The following is a 16,884-nucleotide window of genomic DNA, read 5'->3' as shown; positions in this document are numbered from 1 at the left end:
AACGGGGCTCAGTATCGACCGTATTAAAGAGCTGTAGACACTAAACCCACGAGCATACTCATCTACATGATTGCTCGTGGGTGTTTGCTTATAAGGGTTTGGAAATGGAGGAAAAACATGATTGATGTGATTGAAAAAGCTCGCGAAGATGAGAAGGCCATATGTGGATATGCATGGGAAGAAGGATATAAAGAAGGATACGAACTGGGGCTCAGAGAATCAATTAAAAATCTTGGCCTTTGTCAACAAATAGCGCTCAAGTCAATCGAAATAGGCCTTTCTGTTGAACTAATTTCAGAAGCAACAGGTCTCGCTCCTCAACAAATCAGGGCATTAACTTTTCCGACTCAATGACGATACTATTTGCCCCTATTTCCTTTGCTTCTTCCACCAATTCAGCCGCCCCTTTAGCTGTTAACACAACACAAATCGGCAGGTTCCTTAACTCACTTAACTCACCTAGCTCTTCTATAACCTTCTCCAGCACGTCATCTGGGTGATGTACAAAAACTTTGTCAAAAAAGACTCCTGCGATTTTTTGATAGTAGTTTAAATCCCATAACCTGATATGACGTGTTATATCCACATAAATTTTCATAGCTACCTCACTTTTCCAGCCTTCTTTACTTTCTAAACAAGATAATGGTCCTTCTAACAAATAGGATTGACGAGTTTATTCTTTAAACATCTACTGATTTGACTCATTCCTAATGTTCACATTGTACAAAATAGAGTAGGCGCTATCACTTATTTTTTAATAACACTCTCCATTAATTAGATTTTTCAAGCTTTTTTCTCTATATCTGATGAATATGATTATTATCCGATTTTTTCCTGCCAAAATAACTCACGTCACAAGCAATCACAATCCGCTCAAACCTTTACACAGACACTTTTATCAGAAAAAGAGCCGTTAGCACTACTCTTGCGCTAACGACTCCTTAACCGTACGTCTAAAACCATTTACCTCTGCGTAAACTCGCTCTACCTTGCTTTCCGCATAACTTGGAGTGGCCACTCCCTGACATTCTGATTGAAACTGTGCTGGGGTCCGTGTTGGGTGGGGTGATACTTGTCAAGATACCATTGTTGAAAAATCAAGGAGAAGCTTGATGATCCTTGTGAAGTCCCCCAACTCAAAAGACTTCCCTTGATTTTTCTTTCCCCTACTTTCAACCGACTTGTCTGGATAAAGCGCATTACTTGTTGAGGTATCACCATCCATCAAAACAGCTATAACCTCAAATACTGTCTTGATGAAGAGTGCCCATTCAGTTCCTCGGTGCTTGCGTCATTAAGATAAACCCTGCACTCAATCAACGCTCGTCAGCTTTGATTGAGCCAAATTCAGATCGGTCCATTTGAACGAAAAAAAGCCATATCAGACATCATGTCTAATACCGCTTCAATAGTTATAAGGGAAAAAATCCTCATTTGGCCAAGCTTAACAACGGAGAAACTCCCCCTTCTTTAGGAAACTCAAAAAAACAGCTAGAAAAATCCGTTCAAATTGAGTATAATAAAGATGTTAGCGCTTAGGCGCTACACTATTGGCGCTTGATTAGTCAGTTAGTGCTGATTGTTCAAGGTTTCATACTGCATTTGAGACGCCAATCTCGAGTGCAGTAGCCAATGGATTTATGTAATTGTGGGTTTATCTTAACGCCCATATTGTATAATCTGTCGAAAGCGGTGTCAAGTCTTTTTTTATTAAATAACAACTATAAGAACTCTTCTGGCTGATGGTTATCAGTAGAAGGGTTCTTTTTATGTGGCCAGATTTAGATGAGTGGGAGCAAATCACTATCTCAAAACATGGCCTCTTCTCTTTTCATCATTGATAGCATCGTGAAAGACAGGCTTTTAATGGGACTAAAAAAGCTCTTTCAAGTTATATGGTGTTTGGTCTAAATGCCCCCCCTCACGTTTAGTTAGATGAGGTGCTCTACTAAACCATCATCTACCTCCATGATTTCAATTAAAAAGAGATTGTCCTTCAAAAGATGGCTAAATAATAGCCTCTCCTAGAATAAGCGTAAGAAAAAAATGGATGGGTGGCTTAAGGGTTGGATTGGACGCCTTTTTTCTAGTGGTCCCGTACGCTTTTCTCTTCATTCGACCCTTCAGCGTTTTTTATTGTTCAGCCTGTTCATCTTACTTCAACACAGGTCACTGCTGGACTCCCTCGATTGTTCAATCTGTCACAATTTTGTTGTTATTTAATAAATTCAATGTTGACAACGTTTTCAAAACATCGTACAATAGGCGGCATAAAGCATCACACCAACTAAATCAAAAAAATTGGCACTACAAGGATGAGTCTCAAACACTCCCCCTGTAGCCCTGATTACTTAGACTGGAATCTAATCAATCAAGTTGCCAATAGGCTAGCCAAGCTAGCGTGTCTTTATTGTAACCAATTTAGCGGCTATTTTCTAGTATTTTTTTAGGAATAACAGAAAATAAACTAGCAGATTGGGGGCTTATTTTACTATATCCTTAAGACATAATTTAGACACCGTTATTGAAATACTCTTTTTTCATGCGCTATTGAACACAGCATTAGGCAGATTTTGTCTAATGCTGTTTTTTTGTTGGGTGTGCTCAGCGAATAACTCATTCGATCAATGGTAGGCCTGCCACTGCTAGCCATTGATGTGGCCATGATCACTCTTGTGATGCTTTTTTATCTGGTAACTGCTGTCATAACGTATTGGTTTGACCTACTGGTGATTTTAGCTATTAAACAGAAAAGAGGAGATTGATAATGAGACACCACCTTAAAGGAAAGGACTATTTAGCCTTTAAAGACATGAGCGTGGAAGAACTCACGTTCATCACTGATTTAGCCTTGGATTTCAAACGTAAATGGACGACCCGTGAACCTCATGAATACCTTAAAGGTCAGGTTTGGGCGGCTTTATTTGAAAAAAACAGCACTCGAACCCGAAATGCTCTGGAACGTGCCGCAGCAGATTTAGGAATCAAGCTGGTCTACTTGCGCCCCGACGAATTGCAAATGACTCGTGGCGAACCACTAAAGGATACGGCTCGGATTTTAGATCGTTATTTTGATGGGTTGTTTATCCGCACCTTTGGCCATGAGATAGTCGAAGAATGTGCGGCATGGATGAGAACCCCAGTCATAAACGGACTCACTGCCTTGGAACATCCCACACAAGGGATTGCTGATATCATGACCATTATCGAGAAAAAGGGACAATTGAAGGGCCTAAAAATGTGTTACGCTGGCAACTTGTATAATGTGGCTTACACCACGATGATTTTCTGCGCCTCTTTTGGCATTGATTTAGCGATGGCCTGTCCTGAGGGAATCGAACCCGACCCACTGATTTGGGCGGAAACGAACAGGCGGGCCCACTTGTCGGGAGCTGTCATAACCCTCACCCAAGATTTTGATGAAGCCCTCAATCAGGCAGACATTGTTTATGGTATGTCTCAATACAGCATGGGCCAAAGCGAGGCCGAGATTGTTCACTTAAAGGCGTCTTTTAAACCCTATCAAGTTACCCTAGACGCCTTAGCAAAAGCCAAATCAGATGCCATATTTATGCATTGCTTGCCTGCTCATCGTGGGGAGGAAGTCACCGACGAGGTTATGGAATGTTCCCAATCTGTTATTTTTGATCAAGGAGAAAATAGGATGCACGCGATTAAGGCCATTTTGGCTGCTGTTGCAGATTAAGGAGGAGACTATGGCTAAACTAGTAATCGCCCTTGGAGGCAACGCCTTAGGACAAACAGTTAGTGACCAAAAAAAAGCCATTCATACCATTGTCCCAGACATCGTGTCGTTGACAGCAGACCATCAAGTGGTCATCACTCATGGTAACGGTCCCCAAGTTGGCATGATCAATCACGCCTTCCAACAGCTGGACAACCAGCAACAGACGATGCCTTTTGCCGAGTGCACAGCCATGAGTCAAGGTTATATCGGCTATCACTTGCAACAAGCCCTGGGAAATGAATTAAAGAAGCAAGGTCTGGAAACAGAAGCTTGCACCTGTCTCACTCAAGTCGTCGTCGCTAAAGAGGATCCTGCCTTTAGGGCGCCTACTAAACCAATTGGCTTATTTTATTCAGAACGAGAGGCCCGCCACCTAGTGAACGAGCAGGGATATGTCATGAAAGAAGACGCTGGACGAGGCTATCGCAGAGTGGTTCCCTCTCCTTTTCCCCTCGACATTGTCGAAAAGACTAGCATTCAAGACTTGCTGGAAAAAGGACAGCTGGTCATTGCTTGCGGTGGCGGAGGCATTCCCGTCATTCAAGAAGGGCAACAGTTAGTCGGTGTGGATGCGGTCATCGATAAAGACTTTTCCAGTGAACTTTTAGCAGAAGTAATTGAGGCCGACCTGTTGCTGATCTTAACCGCTGTGGATGGCGTCTTCCTGAACTATGGGAAAACCAATCAACAGCCGCTGGCCAATGTCTCAACTAAAGAATTATCTCACTGGATGACGGAGGGCCACTTCCCTCCTGGCTCGATGTTACCTAAAGTTCTAGCGGCCATTCGCTTTGCAGAGGTCAAACCAACAAACAAAGCGATCATCACGTCGATCGCTGGCCTTCGTGAGCCTCTTTTTCAGCGCGGAACAGTTATTCAGGAGGGAGTCTAATGGCTACTAAAAAGAAGTTTAAGTCACCTAATACCTATGTTATCATCTTCTTTGTTTTGCTGATTGTCGCTGTCTTGACCTGGATTGTGCCCGGTGGTCACTATCAGCTAAATGATGCTGGTCAAGCCCTAGCTGGTACTTACTCACCCATCAAGGCTAATCGACAAGGACTATGGGACGTTTTGATGGCGCCAATCATCGGCATGGTCGGAAATGCCCAAATTTCTGGGGCCATTACGATTTCACTAAATGTGATGCTCTTTGGTAGTTTTTTAGAAATGATGGACGAAGTAGGAGCCATTAATATCGCCTTAAAAGGAGTCGCTGTGAAATACCAGCATAATTACTTTGTATTGATTACGTTGTTGACGTTTATCATGGGCCTCTTTGGAACAGTTCAAGGGGCTTACGAAGAAGGATTTGTCTATTTACTGATGTTTTTACCTGTTATTTTAGCCTTGGGATTAGACACGATTGTGGCCTTGATGATTGTTATTTTTGGCTCACAAGCTGGCTGTGCCGCTTCGATTGTCAACCCCTTTTCAACTGGTATCGCTTCAGGGATTGCCGGCATTAGTCCCGGCGAAGGAATCATCTTGCGAACAGCGATATTTATCGTCTTATTAAGCGCCGTTTCCTTGATGATTTGCCGCTATGCTAAACAAATCAAAGAACATCCGGAAAAATCGGTTCAATTTTATCGTCGCCAACAAGATATCAGCGAATTTACCAGCACTGAGGAACAAACAAACTTGAATAAGAGACAAAAAAAAGTACTGTTCATCTTTATCTTAACCTTTACGATTATGATTGTTTCCTTAGTTCCTTGGACTTCCTTAAATGCTAATTGGACCTTTTTCGACCGTGCCACTGATTGGATTACCCAAGTGCCTTTTTTAGGCACCTTAATCGGCAGTGATTTAGTCCCCCTTGGTCAATGGTATTTTAATGAAATCAATGGCTTGCTGATTGTCATGACCATTTTGTCTGGCTTTATTATGGGATACAGCATCGATCGCTCGATTACTATTTTTATTAAAGGGGCTGCTAGTCTGGTGTCAACTGCTTTTATCGTCCCTTTGGCTCGAGGCATTCAAGTCCTAATGACCAGTGGCAACATTACCGCTACCGTCTTGAACGCTTGTGAAAAAACATTAGGCAGCTTATCGCCGTTGTTATTTGTGATTGCCTGTTTTCTTGTCTACCTCTTACTAGCGGCCTTTATTCCTAGCTCTACAGGTCTAGCCGCCGCTACCATGTCCATCATGGCGCCTCTGGCCGTTTTTGCCGGGGTAACCGAAGCCAACATGGTGATTATCTACAATCTGGCATTGGGCTTGGTTAAAATATTTGCCCCTACCTCAATTATTGTCATGACCTGTACTCAAGCAGTTCATGTGGATTACGGCTCTTGGCTTAAGGCCACTTGGTCATACATTGCCTTGTTCTTTTTCGTTTGTTGCGGCCTGTTACTCGTAAGTGTTTTGTTTCTAACCTAAGAATGGAGAGGATACCTGTGAAAACAATTGAATATGTTAAAAATGCCACTAATCCCTTAAAGAAAGTCATTGTTTGTCCCCCAACTTATTATGTCTTTAATGGGATTAATGAAATTACCAAAAGTTGGATGGCAAAAGGAGAGACCGAGCAAAATGAGCGGATGGTTGACGAGTGGCAAACGCTGGTAACGGCCTATGAAGAGGCGGGTGTAGACGTCGTTGAAATGTTTCCTGATAAAGAACTGGAAGTCCAAACCTTTTCCCGAGATTTTGGCGCCATGGTGAAAGAAGGGGCAATTATCGGTAAATTTCGACATCCGGCACGCCAACGCGAAACCGAGGTATATGAAGCTACCTTAAAAGAATTAGGGATTCCTGTGATTGCCCGCTGTAATGCCGGTTGTTTTGAAGGTGGTGACTTTTGGATGATTGATGAGCACACCTTGGCCTTTGGCGTTGTCGATCGAACTGACTTGGCAGGTGTTGCTAATTTAAGAGAACAACTTGAAAAATTTGGCTATACCGTGGTGGCGGTGCCAGCTGCACCTGCCAATTTGCACTTGGATATGATTTTTAATATCGTGGCTGAAAAAGTCTGTCTTGCCGCCACTCTTGATCTCCCTTATGACTTTTTGGAAATGCTAAAACGGCGGGACTATACCATTATTGATGTGCCCAGTGAGTTGATTTTAAAGCATGGCTGTAATGTGCAAGCCCTTGGCAATGGCAAAGTACTTGGTATCGCAAACAACGTCTTTGTTAATCAAGCCATGGAGGCTGCTGGTCTTGAGGTTATCACATTGCCCCTTGAACAAATTCTCAAAGCAGGTGGCGGCCCCCACTGTATGACCTTCCCTGTTTTAAGAGAATCGTGAGGGGCAGCCGATGAAAATTGTTATTTCGGACTACCCAGATTCCATGATGCCCACCCACGACGAGGAGCAACAGCTATTACGAACCCACTTCCCCGACTGCGAGATTGTCATTTATGAGTACAGTGATGAAAAACGACAAGAGTTTTTTAACGTTATTCACGATGCTGATGCTATTTTGACGGCGTTCATGCCAATTGATGAAGAGGCGATGTCTCAGGCTCCAGGCTTAAAGGTCATTTCACTTAATGCAACAGGTTATGACAATGTGGACCTGTCAGCAGCCACCCAACGAGGGATTGGTGTTTGCCCAGTAGGTGAATACTCGACGATTGACGTTGCCGAATTTACCATGGCGATGATGATGTCACTGGTGAAAAATCTGAAGCAGTATGGTCATGATATTGATCACCATCATCAATGGCGCTTTGATTACGTCACACCAAATCCTCGCTTACAGGATATGACTCTTGGTATTCTAGGGTTTGGTAAAATTGGCCAAGCCGTCGCTAAACGAGCCTTAGCACTAGGCATGACCGTCATTGCTTGTGATCCTTTTATCGACCAGAAGATATTGGTTGATTTAAACGTCACCTCTGTCACTCAGGAAAAACTCTTCGCTACGGCAGATGTCATCAGCAATCACATGAATTTAACTGACTCAAATAAGGGGCTTTTCAATCGGTCAAATTTTCTAAAAATGACACAACGACCTTATTTGATCAACATGGGACGTGGCGCCAGTATCATCGAGGCAGATTTAATCTGGGCGTTGGATCAAGGTCACCTTAAAGGGGCTGGCCTTGATTTATTAGGAGATGAGACCCCTGATTTAACCAACCATCCCTTGGTCGGTCGATCAGATGTGCTCATCACCCCACATGCGGCCTTTTACTCCACTACCTCTATTAAGGAACTAAAGCGAATTTCAACAGAAAATATCGTTTATTACTTACAAGGACAAATGGACAAGGTTTTTAAGTTGGTGAACGAGGGGGCAATCTGGCACAACGAACCTATCAGCCATTAAGGATGCTTGGCGCAGACTCCTCTCTTTCATTTGGGGATCATGGCCATGCTTAAGCTAGTAGCTGATTATGGCACTTTAGCTGCCTCAAGATCACTCGAGTTGAGGGCAAACTAGAAAAAAATAGACCATTCATGGACGGAAAGAGGTCCATGAATGGTCTATTTTAATGGTCTTAAGTCATTACTCTTAACTCCCTCAGATATTTAATCTGCCCCCACTATCGCCTAAGTCTAACAAATAATTCGTTTGCGTTTAACGCCTAAGCGATTACTGTCAATGACTTTCTGAATCTTCACAGCAGGATTAGGTAAACGACAGCCTTTTGTGGCAAGGGTAATCTCCACTTCACTAATGTCCGCAGCTGTCTCAAATGCTAACGCCGTCAACTTAGGGTAATAACTGCCAACATAAATAATAAATTGATTCATGCTGTAACGAATAGCGTTAGGCGCCGTATGTATCTCCTTTTTTAAGCGCCCTAATAACCTCTCCACTTCCCCTTGGGGAATCTCATCGTCTGAACTAAGGGCCAGGTATTTTCCATAAGTCAACCAGCCAACATTTTGTGATTGTTCATCTGGCAGTGCCAACCATTCTCGTGCTAGTTCTAAAGCATCCTCACTTTCAGCTGCAACACCTGCTACGATGGTTTCATCAATTGCCGACCACTGACTCTGACTTAACCATCTCTTTATCTCCTCTTTTGTCATCTTTTTGGGTTCAATTCCCAAGCCGGCTAAATATTGAGCATCCGTATTACCTGTCGCAAACAAGGCCAAGCAAAGGTCATGATCGTGCTTGACTTTTTTTAGCAAGTGTTTTTTTAAGTCCCCAATCTTTACCCCATAACAATTGGCTGGTGCCCCATGGGTGGTAAAGGTTTTGCGAGTCTGAGTCGTTCCCAATTCCTTCAATTCAGTCATAATATCTGTTACATTCATTGTTCAGTCTCCCTATTAAGTGTTTATTGGCTTAAGTTTACTATGAGCCGGTTAAATAAACAACTTTCCAGTTCCCTTGACCCACGACTTCTCTTCTCATTCGTCCCCTTAATTCCCTGTTACCAGATCGTTCACGTTAACTGGATCACATGTCTTGCAAGAATTGCCTTGGCGCTTCCACAACAGTTTTACTAGCAACGTCTCATAATGATTGATACGCAGCCTCATGTTGAATAGGAACTAAGGGAAGCTGGGGTGAAACTCTTGCCTGCATTAATGATTGGAGACTGGCAGTCATTAAAGGAGACCCACAAGGGACATGATGTTAGTCATGTTCCCTTGTTAATAATGAGCCAAAATCTCTTTCAACCGCTTAATGTAAGCCTCTTTTAAGCAAATCGGTGTCATAATAATTGCCTCTTCTCCAAATCCTAGTAAATAGGTCACCAGAAAGTCCATTTCTTGTTCGTTGATGGTCCCGGTCAAATAAAGGTCCTCCTGTTCTTCCAAGGTCATATTAGCAAAGTGACGTCTTAAAAAATGGTCTTTCCCTTTGGCGGTTAGTTTAACTTTAAATGACATCCTGCGGTATTCTTGACTTTGCATCTGAAAAGAGGCGGCAATCTGTTCCTTATTAAAAACAAGATCGCTAGATTGAACGCTGATAACCTCTAGATAGTCACAGCGATAAGTGCGCCAAGCCCCTTTCTCTATGTCCCAAGCCACACAATACCAAAAACCATCCATAATCGTCAAACGAATGGGTAAAATGCGTTTGTTCATAGACTCGTATCGTCGATATAGAACTTCCAAGGACTCATTTGCTAATATGGCTTGAAAAATCACTTCTAGGTTTTCGACAGGAGCCATCTGTTGCGTGCCCTCATACTGAACCATATCCGAGCTACTCAGAATAAACTCTTGGCGTTCCTGACTAAAGGTCTTTAATAGTTTTTGATGAATCTGCTCGTAAGAGGTTTTAAACGGGGTATTGCCTAAGAATTTTAAACATTGCAACGAGAAAAAAATGGCGGCTATTTCTTTTTCGTTAAAGTAAATCGGAGTCAATAAAGACTGGTGAACTAACCGGTAGCCCCCGTAACGCCCCTCTTCCGTGTATAAAGGGACCCCCAGTCTTTCTAACACTTGCATGTCACGTAAAGCGGTGCTTTTTGAAATATTAAATTCTTTCATAATATCTGATAAGTTAAAATGGGTTTTGCCACTAAGGAATAACAGCTCTTGGTTAATTCTTTCTGATTTTATCATAGTTGCCTCCATCGGTGTCATAATATGACACCGTTATATTGTATGCTTAGTATACCAAATAATTAGGAGGCATTAACATGACAACTATCACCTTATCATTATTTTTGAACTTAAATGGTCAAGCCGAAGAAGGGCTGATTTTTTATCAGACCGTCTTTAAAGGAGAACTTCTGTTTAAAATCACCAACCAGCAGTTTAAAGAAAAGATGGACCCAGAGCTCCTTATACCAAAAGGAGAAGAGACCTTTATCTCTCATTCTGTTTTGCAAATTGGTGGCACACAACTCAATATTGTTGATAATCCGATTTATCCTTCTATGCCCTTAACCATGGGCCAAGCCCTTTCGTTTAGTGTCACCACAGGTACAGTAGAGGAAGCGAAAACTCTTTTTGATGCCATTCAATCTGACTCTAGATCAAAGGTCATCGCCCAACCAACGGAAAATGAATTTGCCGATTATTACGGGATCATCCAAGATCCCTTTGGCGTGATTATTCAAGTTTCGCGAGAAAAACAACCTGATCCTAGTTTAAAAGGCTAAACTAAGGATGACTCTCATCCTGTTACACGAGGTCATGTTGTCCATTGGACACCTGACCTTTGATGCTTAAAACGAACCTTGGAAGATCTAACGCACTGATTGGCCCCTTTCAATCAGTGTTTATCGTCTAAGGTTCGTTTTATTTGTTTAATTGAATGTCCGTTTAACTGATAAATGATGCTTTTTTTAGTAGACAATCTACCTAACTTATCTTAGTTATGTCCCCCCACTTATCGTCTTTCCCCCTTACAAGGCGAACAAAAAGACGCCTCGTTTTAATGAGACGCCTAGGCTGGTTCTTGCCTACATCATTCGTGGGGACCATCAGTAAACAAAGGATTTACTCAAGTAACTCTTTTGCTAAAAAAGCCGCTTCGCACTCTTCGACATGTAAAATGCGTTGAATGTGAGGAAATTTTGCTGTCACAATTCTAGCTACTTCAGTTTCTGACAAATAGCGTTCGAACACAAAGGTTCGACTGACGTCACGAGAAAAATTATCCGCTTTGAATGTCACGTAATAAATAGTGACGTCCTTCCAATTCTTTTCAATATCCATTATTTTCTCCTTACTCATTATCTGGTGTCGTGTGATGATCTTTTCTTTCCCTGTCGCCCGACAGTAAACTTACACTACTATCATAACAAGTCTTAAGGGATTATCGGTCTCAGTTTTTACTTAAATAACTTCAATAACTGACAACAGTCCCCCGATTTCAACTAATTAACCTGTGGCTATGATGATCATTGTCGCTTTCCCTGTAGGATAAATCACCAGCCAACCGTGTTGAGTCTGGTTATCGCTCGTTTCTTAAAATGGCCGTCCCCGATAAAAAAAGTAGACCACTTTAGAATGAGTTAGTACCTAAAGAATGGCATAATTTGAACCGGCTTTTGCTTACAAAAAATAACTGACTACGTAAATAAATCCTTTCCCCCCTCTTTTTTCCTGATGTTATTTCATTCGAATCATTGAATACATAGTGTATGGTCTGTATTTTCATTTCTATCATAAGTTTCAGCGACGGTTGGCTCTATTATCATCTCAGATAGATAGGTAAGCCAACTCCATATATTTCCAAAAACAGCCCACAACTCCCGTTTTGGTTCTAACTGGTTTTGCTATAACAATAATATAATGACTTATTTTTCACGAAATCAATGAAATTTAGGTCTTTATTAATAAAAAGTTATGGACTCTAAATATGTGAGTAGTCCTGTTAGGCTGATTTAAGTGAAGAAATTAGTCTGATCACCCATAGACAAACAAAAGGGAACTCTTACGCTTCAGAGTTCCCTTTTGTTTGTACTTGTTATAAATGGTGTCACGCCCATTCACAAAAGTGATATTAAGTATTTATGATAATCCTGTAATCCTGTAGCGACCTCTAACGTCAAACGTTGTCAAATCAACATTAACAGATAAATGAAAACGATTCCCAAGGATCACTTACTATTTTTTTATAGCAATTTTGTGGCAAAAAAAAGACCTTAGAGCCCATTAATGAGTTCTAAGGTCTTTCTACGTTTTTGATACTACTATTTTAAAGTGAACCTAGTTTTGTGTCGTTTTGAGTAAACACTTCTCTAGCTTTCTTTCCCCAGTTCCCCTTTAGGGAGCTATCCAAACCTTTTAGAACGTTCTGAACACTACTTCGAGTAACTGCTAACGTCTGGGTAGTACTGGTTTCAAATTTCGTTACCTTTGCAGAGGAGTTAGCAAGGCTCGTTTTTGCCACAGAAGATTCAATAATTTTTTTTTCTGCCTGTTTTTGCTTTTCTTTATTTATCTCTGCTAACATTCTTTCTACATCAGATACTGGTGAAAAACTACGATTCATCACTAAGTCTCCTCTCGTCTCAATTTCTCGAGGTCATCCTCAATTTGAGAGTATTTTTTTCGAAAATCATCATCAGTTTGTTCCCACTGATTATCAATCTCTTTTTCAAGCAAATAAACTTCTTCTTGAAATTCATCTCTACTACGTTCAATAATTGCTCTTGTGTGAAAGGTTTCCTCATTATCTACTCCGAGGTCCCTCAAAAAATAGTTGGTACGCTCTTGTAACTCATCAAACTGTTGCTCTGACTGTCGTCGTCCATAAAATAATAACTCTTTATTTTTTTCTACTTCTAATCGTTTTTGTTTATGAGCATCTTCTAAATCTTCTTGCAGACGATAGTATTTCTCCACTTTTGTTATCATCCCGCTACCTGCCTTGCTAAATCTTGATCTGCTGCCAATTGCTTTTCAACGCCAGATTTAATCTGATCAACTATTTGTTTGTAGTCCTGCCCGACTGCTTTAACTTCCGCTAACTTAGCTATCATTTTTGCTATAGGCTCATCCACTAAGGTTTGCTTATTGCAACCACCTGCTTGTAGCGCTTCAATTATTTCTGCTTCATTTAAGTTAACCCCTATGCTTCGAGCACTTTTTAATGTTTTTGGCCATAATTTCTCTATCGATTGAATCGTTTCATTATATGTATTTTCTAAATCAATGACTGCTTGTTCGACTAACTGATAGACACCATTGGACACTGCAAGCGTGCTCTCACTATCTAAATATACTTGTTCAGATGCAGATAACGTCCCTCCGCTAGCTTGTAATTTCGCTGCAAGCTTGCCTAACGTCCTCATTTGGTCTGCAATAAACATTTCCGTCTGGGCAGTTCTTACTGTTATCATCTTTCCTTGAGGATACAGAAGATTACCATTATTATCAAACTGGTATCCCCCCCACATATGCTGATCTATCAAATCTTTTCCATCTTTAGAATCGATAAATACAATAATTCCAATCCCTTTTAAGTCATAACCAATCGGAACCTTATCCTTTAGGTCAATATAATTGTAAATCCGCTTTTTTAGACCGTCTGCTTGCTTCTTTTGATTGTTTGTTAAAAGCCCATAAATATTAGGCCCTTCATATAGATAAGCATTTCTGATTCTTTCAGGGTATTTAGCATTAGCGAGCGCATACTGTCCATTCATCGAACCTAAAGAATGACCATATACATCAAAAAGTGCATTACCATATTTTTTCATTGCCTTATCTAATGTTTCCGAAGAGGAAACTAATTGAGGCGTTGGACCTGTAAATTTATTAGTTACAATTTGTTGAGCAATTGGCGCGTCGTTACCTAGCCAATCAGCTCGTACATCTTTACTTAATAAATTATTAACCCCAGGTGCCGTAGATCCTCTATAAAGAACTACTACACTTTCTACATCTCCAGCTTTTTGTTTAGAAGGATTTCCATCTGTTATAATAAAGCTTTGCTCACCTGTCTCCTTATTATTAATAACTTTAGCAACATAACCTATTTCTATATCACCTTCATTAATACTTATTTTCTGACCTTCTTTAAGATCTTTGTATTCTAATTTAGCAATTTCCAGTTGTTCTTCGTCAGAATATCTCATTTTTCTTCCTCTATCTTCGGTTCTAACAGATCATTTAACTCTTTTGACACTCCACCCCATCCATTTTTAAGCATACCTGCTTCTGACCCTTTTTCCAATAAAACGTCAATCGTTAATTTTTCATCGTCATTAACAATTAACTCTAGCATTATTCCCCCAATAGGGTTGCGTTTGACAGTCTTAAAATCCACTTTGAATGTTTGGATAATACCTTCTGGTGTTAGTGCTTTCGAGTCCAAGTTCTTTATTGTTCTAACATATGACATCTGTGCCTCTTTACTTTTAACTACTTCTAACATGTCATCATTTAAAGTTTTTTCATTCATATAAAAACTGCCCCCTATTATTGCTACGCCAAATATGACGATACCACTGATTACTAATATTATTGATTTCTTGTTCAACTCAACACTCCCTCAACAGATTTGCGTACACTTCTCCATTTATCTTGTGACTTTCTCTCAGTTCCTAATATAACTAAAAAAAGAGAGAAAGTAATATTCTCTTCTCTCTTCGACTATCTCCTTAGCCATTGATTTGAGACGCGATATCTCGGTCTGTTTGTTCGACAATTTCTGCCACTTTTTTCAGTTGAACATCAATATCTTCAAGTAATTGTGAAAATTCTTGGATTTTAGGTGTTAAAGCTTGGAATTGGTCGTCAAAACTTCTGAATGCAGCTCCATCCCAGTTAGATCTGATTGTCTCTTGCTCTTGTGTTAACATTTGAAGTGTCTCAGTAATATTTTGAGACCCCTGTTTATACTTTGCAGCTGACGCTACTAGCTCTGCTGGTGTTAATTTAATTTGACTCATATTAATTCCTCCTCTTTTTTTAATCACTTATTTAGTATACGTTATTTAATAATCCTTGACAATGTTTTTTATAAACACACACCTACCATAGACTAAAAACTGTCTATAATAGGTATGTTAATACTTAACAAATAGAACAAATTGTCCTTTTTGATATTAACTAATAAGGATGCTATAAAATAAAAAAAGTAGCTGTCACAAAATTAGACATCTAATTTTGTGACAGCTACGGTTCGATTGTCCCACTACTTGTTTATTTCAAGGGACTTTCTTTAGTTTCAAACTTTACTTGCTTGTTTTCCGTACTCTCGACAACTTTTTCATATTTCTTTTTAAGTTCAGCCAAGTTATGACAACTGAGCTCTGTGTATCTGGCTATCGTAAACAAGGGTAATCGATCTTTCAACATGTTTTTAACAACCACTTCAAGACCCTCTTGGTACCCTATTGCTTGAATGAAGGCTTCATCCTGTTTTTTCTTGTGATCCATACAACTCCCTATTCTTTCTGATATGCAATCATCATTACAGTTCACCTAAAATCATTTTTTCCACGTTAACTTATTCCAAGGCAGTCGTTACTATCTATTGCAGCTAAGTATTTCCTCTATTGATGACTAAGAACGGGTCAGTTTTTTTCCATCCAATTGACTAACAATGTTTTAGCGAACTAATTCCCCCTACAATTTCTTCAAGAATTCCCCTTAGGTTATTTCTCTTTGACAGGGGATTTTCCTGCTAAGGATTGTGTTCTCTCCAGAAATGTTCCCGCTTTCAACTATGCTTATCTTATCACAGAAACACGGTCAAATCAATGTTCATCTTAGAAAAAGACCCTTATTACCGCTAGTTTCTACTACGTTAACCTGTTCTAATGGGACAGCAAATGCCTCCCTTTTACCTAAAAGAAACACGTTTAACCAATCAGAAAAGAGGCTGAGAAAATCCCAGCCCCTTTTCATTTTCTTATGAGTTCTCCAAACAGTCTGTGACTGTTTATTCGTTACCTGGGCTATCTAAAATCGTCCAGTTTAATTTAGTGCCATATGATACGGCATCTTTAGCGATTTTACCTGGTATTTCCAGGGTAATAGCGGTGTTTTTTTCCACCCCATCAATGGTGCTGACATTCCCGAACATGTTAATCCATGTTCCGGCACCTGCATTTTCTTCTGCAACCATGACAGTACTCGCTTCCCCTTCAGGATCTAAAACAAAGGGAGTCGCAGTCGGCTCATCAACGCCTTCTGTATTAGTGAAAATTGCCGGCTCACTAAAACTCAGCTGTGCACCGTTTAATTCTTGATTTAAAGTAGAGATATTTCTAAACTGACCATCTTGCTTCACGATTAATTTCCAGCCAGCATTAGATCCACGTTTATCCGTGACTTGAACGTAATTACCACGGTATTCGCCACCTTCTAACGCTTGTGCATTGGCGTAATAGGTTTCATCTTGTCCACTTATTTTGTTCAAACCAAATACGACACTTGACGCAAAATCAATACTAAGAGGACCGGTTGTTCCTACTGGTGGCACGCCTCCTGGTTCAGTTGGGTCAATTGGTGTGACTTCATTCTCTGGATTATTTGGATCAATTGGTGTATTAGGATCGTTACTGGCTTCAAAGGTCACAAGGCCTGTCGTTGTGAGAGTATTTGCGTCTTCTGCTTGAACCATCTTAGCACCGACTAAACTTGTTAGTGCGATTGTTGAGATCAGTAATAATTTTGTTGCTTTCATCATAAAAATTTCCTCCATTAGTTTTGGGATTCCGCGACTGACGCTTACACGTCAGCCGGGTAGTGGTACTATATCTAAAACGAGTTGGCCAATAGCCGCTCGTC

18 protein-coding genes are annotated in these 16,884 nt (G+C 40.5%); 7 read left to right on the top strand and 11 right to left on the bottom strand.

Features of this window, described 5'->3' with window-relative positions; translation table 11 throughout:
• Positions 1 to 117 precede the first annotated feature (117 nt).
• Complete coding sequence (locus RWN13_RS19855) at positions 118 to 354, top strand: hypothetical protein (protein ID WP_314067306.1); 237 nt, start codon at positions 118 to 120, stop codon at positions 352 to 354.
• Here RWN13_RS19855 and RWN13_RS19850 read toward each other — a convergent pair.
• Entirely contained in the window at positions 326 to 598 is a 273-nt protein-coding gene (locus RWN13_RS19850) for a hypothetical protein (RefSeq protein WP_314067304.1), read from the bottom strand. The two genes, RWN13_RS19855 and RWN13_RS19850, sit on opposite strands and share 29 nt — an antisense overlap.
• A gap of 2,169 nt (positions 599 to 2,767) precedes the next feature.
• On the opposite strand from RWN13_RS19850, the gene argF reads away from it, so the two are divergent.
• From argF to RWN13_RS19825, 5 genes are read left to right on the top strand one after another with little or no spacing between them, the layout of a single operon-like run.
• Complete coding sequence (gene argF, locus RWN13_RS19845) at positions 2,768 to 3,706, top strand: ornithine carbamoyltransferase (RefSeq protein WP_314067302.1); 939 nt, start codon at positions 2,768 to 2,770, stop codon at positions 3,704 to 3,706.
• 10 nt (positions 3,707 to 3,716) lie between these two features.
• Positions 3,717 to 4,640 carry a carbamate kinase gene (gene arcC, locus RWN13_RS19840; protein ID WP_314067300.1) on the top strand — a complete coding sequence of 308 codons (924 nt, stop codon included), beginning with the start codon at positions 3,717 to 3,719 and terminating at the stop codon, positions 4,638 to 4,640.
• A complete protein-coding gene (locus RWN13_RS19835) occupies positions 4,640 to 6,139 on the top strand; it encodes a YfcC family protein (RefSeq protein WP_314067296.1) in 1,500 nt (499 codons plus the stop codon). Before arcC ends, RWN13_RS19835 begins: the two co-directional genes overlap by 1 nt.
• 17 nt (positions 6,140 to 6,156) lie before the next feature.
• Entirely contained in the window at positions 6,157 to 7,014 is an 858-nt protein-coding gene (locus RWN13_RS19830; RefSeq protein ID WP_314067295.1) for an arginine deiminase family protein, read from the top strand.
• Positions 7,015 to 7,024: 10 nt separating this feature from the next.
• Entirely contained in the window at positions 7,025 to 8,041 is a 1,017-nt protein-coding gene (locus RWN13_RS19825; protein WP_314067292.1) for an NAD(P)-dependent oxidoreductase, read from the top strand.
• A gap of 230 nt (positions 8,042 to 8,271) precedes the next feature.
• On the opposite strand, the gene RWN13_RS19820 is transcribed toward RWN13_RS19825, so the two are convergent.
• Together RWN13_RS19820 and RWN13_RS19815 are read right to left on the bottom strand one after the other, a co-directional pair.
• The gene (locus RWN13_RS19820; protein WP_314067291.1) at positions 8,272 to 8,982 is read right to left on the bottom strand and encodes a DNA alkylation repair protein; all 711 of its coding nucleotides are present in this window, start codon (positions 8,980 to 8,982) and stop codon (positions 8,272 to 8,274) included.
• A gap of 342 nt (positions 8,983 to 9,324) precedes the next feature.
• Positions 9,325 to 10,251: a YafY family protein gene (locus RWN13_RS19815; RefSeq protein WP_314067289.1), complete on the bottom strand. Its 927-nt coding sequence runs from the start codon at positions 10,249 to 10,251 to the stop codon at positions 9,325 to 9,327.
• A 77-nt stretch (positions 10,252 to 10,328) separates the two neighbouring features.
• On the opposite strand from RWN13_RS19815, the gene RWN13_RS19810 reads away from it, so the two are divergent.
• The gene (locus RWN13_RS19810; RefSeq protein WP_314067286.1) at positions 10,329 to 10,793 is read left to right on the top strand and encodes a VOC family protein; all 465 of its coding nucleotides are present in this window, start codon (positions 10,329 to 10,331) and stop codon (positions 10,791 to 10,793) included.
• 340 nt (positions 10,794 to 11,133) lie between these two features.
• Here RWN13_RS19810 and RWN13_RS19805 read toward each other — a convergent pair whose 3' ends face one another.
• The 8 genes from RWN13_RS19805 to RWN13_RS19770 all read right to left on the bottom strand — a co-directional run bounded on the left by RWN13_RS19805 (position 11,134) and on the right by RWN13_RS19770 (position 16,783).
• Positions 11,134 to 11,352 (bottom strand): hypothetical protein, encoded by a 219-nt coding sequence (locus tag RWN13_RS19805; protein ID WP_314067283.1) that lies wholly within the window; start codon positions 11,350 to 11,352, stop codon positions 11,134 to 11,136.
• Between the two features lie 985 nt (positions 11,353 to 12,337).
• The gene (locus RWN13_RS19800) at positions 12,338 to 12,634 is read right to left on the bottom strand and encodes a hypothetical protein (RefSeq protein ID WP_314067281.1); all 297 of its coding nucleotides are present in this window, start codon (positions 12,632 to 12,634) and stop codon (positions 12,338 to 12,340) included.
• Between the two features lie 2 nt (positions 12,635 to 12,636).
• A complete protein-coding gene (locus RWN13_RS19795; protein WP_314067278.1) occupies positions 12,637 to 12,999 on the bottom strand; it encodes a hypothetical protein in 363 nt (120 codons plus the stop codon).
• Positions 12,996 to 14,222, bottom strand: coding sequence for a hypothetical protein (locus tag RWN13_RS19790; protein WP_314067277.1), 1,227 nt, complete (start codon positions 14,220 to 14,222; stop codon positions 12,996 to 12,998). Before RWN13_RS19790 ends, RWN13_RS19795 begins: the two co-directional genes overlap by 4 nt.
• Positions 14,219 to 14,626 carry a DUF1310 family protein gene (locus RWN13_RS19785; protein ID WP_314067275.1) on the bottom strand — a complete coding sequence of 136 codons (408 nt, stop codon included), beginning with the start codon at positions 14,624 to 14,626 and terminating at the stop codon, positions 14,219 to 14,221. The genes RWN13_RS19790 and RWN13_RS19785 overlap by 4 nt, the downstream gene beginning before the upstream one ends.
• A 121-nt stretch (positions 14,627 to 14,747) precedes the next feature.
• Positions 14,748 to 15,038: a WXG100 family type VII secretion target gene (locus tag RWN13_RS19780; protein ID WP_314067272.1), complete on the bottom strand. Its 291-nt coding sequence runs from the start codon at positions 15,036 to 15,038 to the stop codon at positions 14,748 to 14,750.
• Between the two features lie 253 nt (positions 15,039 to 15,291).
• Positions 15,292 to 15,528 carry a hypothetical protein gene (locus RWN13_RS19775; RefSeq protein WP_314067269.1) on the bottom strand — a complete coding sequence of 79 codons (237 nt, stop codon included), beginning with the start codon at positions 15,526 to 15,528 and terminating at the stop codon, positions 15,292 to 15,294.
• A 505-nt stretch (positions 15,529 to 16,033) separates the two neighbouring features.
• Positions 16,034 to 16,783, bottom strand: a complete 750-nt coding sequence (locus tag RWN13_RS19770; protein ID WP_314067266.1) for a WxL domain-containing protein — start codon at positions 16,781 to 16,783, stop codon at positions 16,034 to 16,036.
• Positions 16,784 to 16,884 lie beyond the last annotated feature (101 nt).

Origin of the sequence: uncultured Vagococcus sp. (assembly GCF_963518325.1) — a bacterium.
In the GTDB taxonomy this organism is placed as follows: Bacteria; Bacillota; Bacilli; order Lactobacillales; family Vagococcaceae; genus Vagococcus_D.
This window is presented reverse-complemented; position numbering and strand designations above follow the sequence as displayed.

Bases quoted from the DNA above. Each gene is read 5' to 3' on its own strand.
- RWN13_RS19855 (WP_314067306.1), top strand. From the start codon at position 118: ATGATTGATGTGATTGAAAAAGCTCGCGAAGATGAGAAGGCCATATGT.
- RWN13_RS19850 (WP_314067304.1), bottom strand. From the start codon at position 598: ATGAAAATTTATGTGGATATAACACGTCATATCAGGTTATGGGATTTA.
- argF (WP_314067302.1), top strand. From the start codon at position 2,768: ATGAGACACCACCTTAAAGGAAAGGACTATTTAGCCTTTAAAGACATG.
- arcC (WP_314067300.1), top strand. From the start codon at position 3,717: ATGGCTAAACTAGTAATCGCCCTTGGAGGCAACGCCTTAGGACAAACA.
- RWN13_RS19835 (WP_314067296.1), top strand. From the start codon at position 4,640: ATGGCTACTAAAAAGAAGTTTAAGTCACCTAATACCTATGTTATCATC.
- RWN13_RS19825 (WP_314067292.1), top strand. From the start codon at position 7,025: ATGAAAATTGTTATTTCGGACTACCCAGATTCCATGATGCCCACCCAC.
- RWN13_RS19820 (WP_314067291.1), bottom strand. From the start codon at position 8,982: ATGAATGTAACAGATATTATGACTGAATTGAAGGAATTGGGAACGACT.
- RWN13_RS19815 (WP_314067289.1), bottom strand. From the start codon at position 10,251: ATGATAAAATCAGAAAGAATTAACCAAGAGCTGTTATTCCTTAGTGGC.
- RWN13_RS19810 (WP_314067286.1), top strand. From the start codon at position 10,329: ATGACAACTATCACCTTATCATTATTTTTGAACTTAAATGGTCAAGCC.
- RWN13_RS19805 (WP_314067283.1), bottom strand. From the start codon at position 11,352: ATGGATATTGAAAAGAATTGGAAGGACGTCACTATTTATTACGTGACA.
- RWN13_RS19800 (WP_314067281.1), bottom strand. From the start codon at position 12,634: ATGAATCGTAGTTTTTCACCAGTATCTGATGTAGAAAGAATGTTAGCA.
- RWN13_RS19795 (WP_314067278.1), bottom strand. From the start codon at position 12,999: ATGATAACAAAAGTGGAGAAATACTATCGTCTGCAAGAAGATTTAGAA.
- RWN13_RS19790 (WP_314067277.1), bottom strand. From the start codon at position 14,222: ATGAGATATTCTGACGAAGAACAACTGGAAATTGCTAAATTAGAATAC.
- RWN13_RS19780 (WP_314067272.1), bottom strand. From the start codon at position 15,038: ATGAGTCAAATTAAATTAACACCAGCAGAGCTAGTAGCGTCAGCTGCA.
- RWN13_RS19775 (WP_314067269.1), bottom strand. From the start codon at position 15,528: ATGGATCACAAGAAAAAACAGGATGAAGCCTTCATTCAAGCAATAGGG.
- RWN13_RS19770 (WP_314067266.1), bottom strand. From the start codon at position 16,783: ATGATGAAAGCAACAAAATTATTACTGATCTCAACAATCGCACTAACA.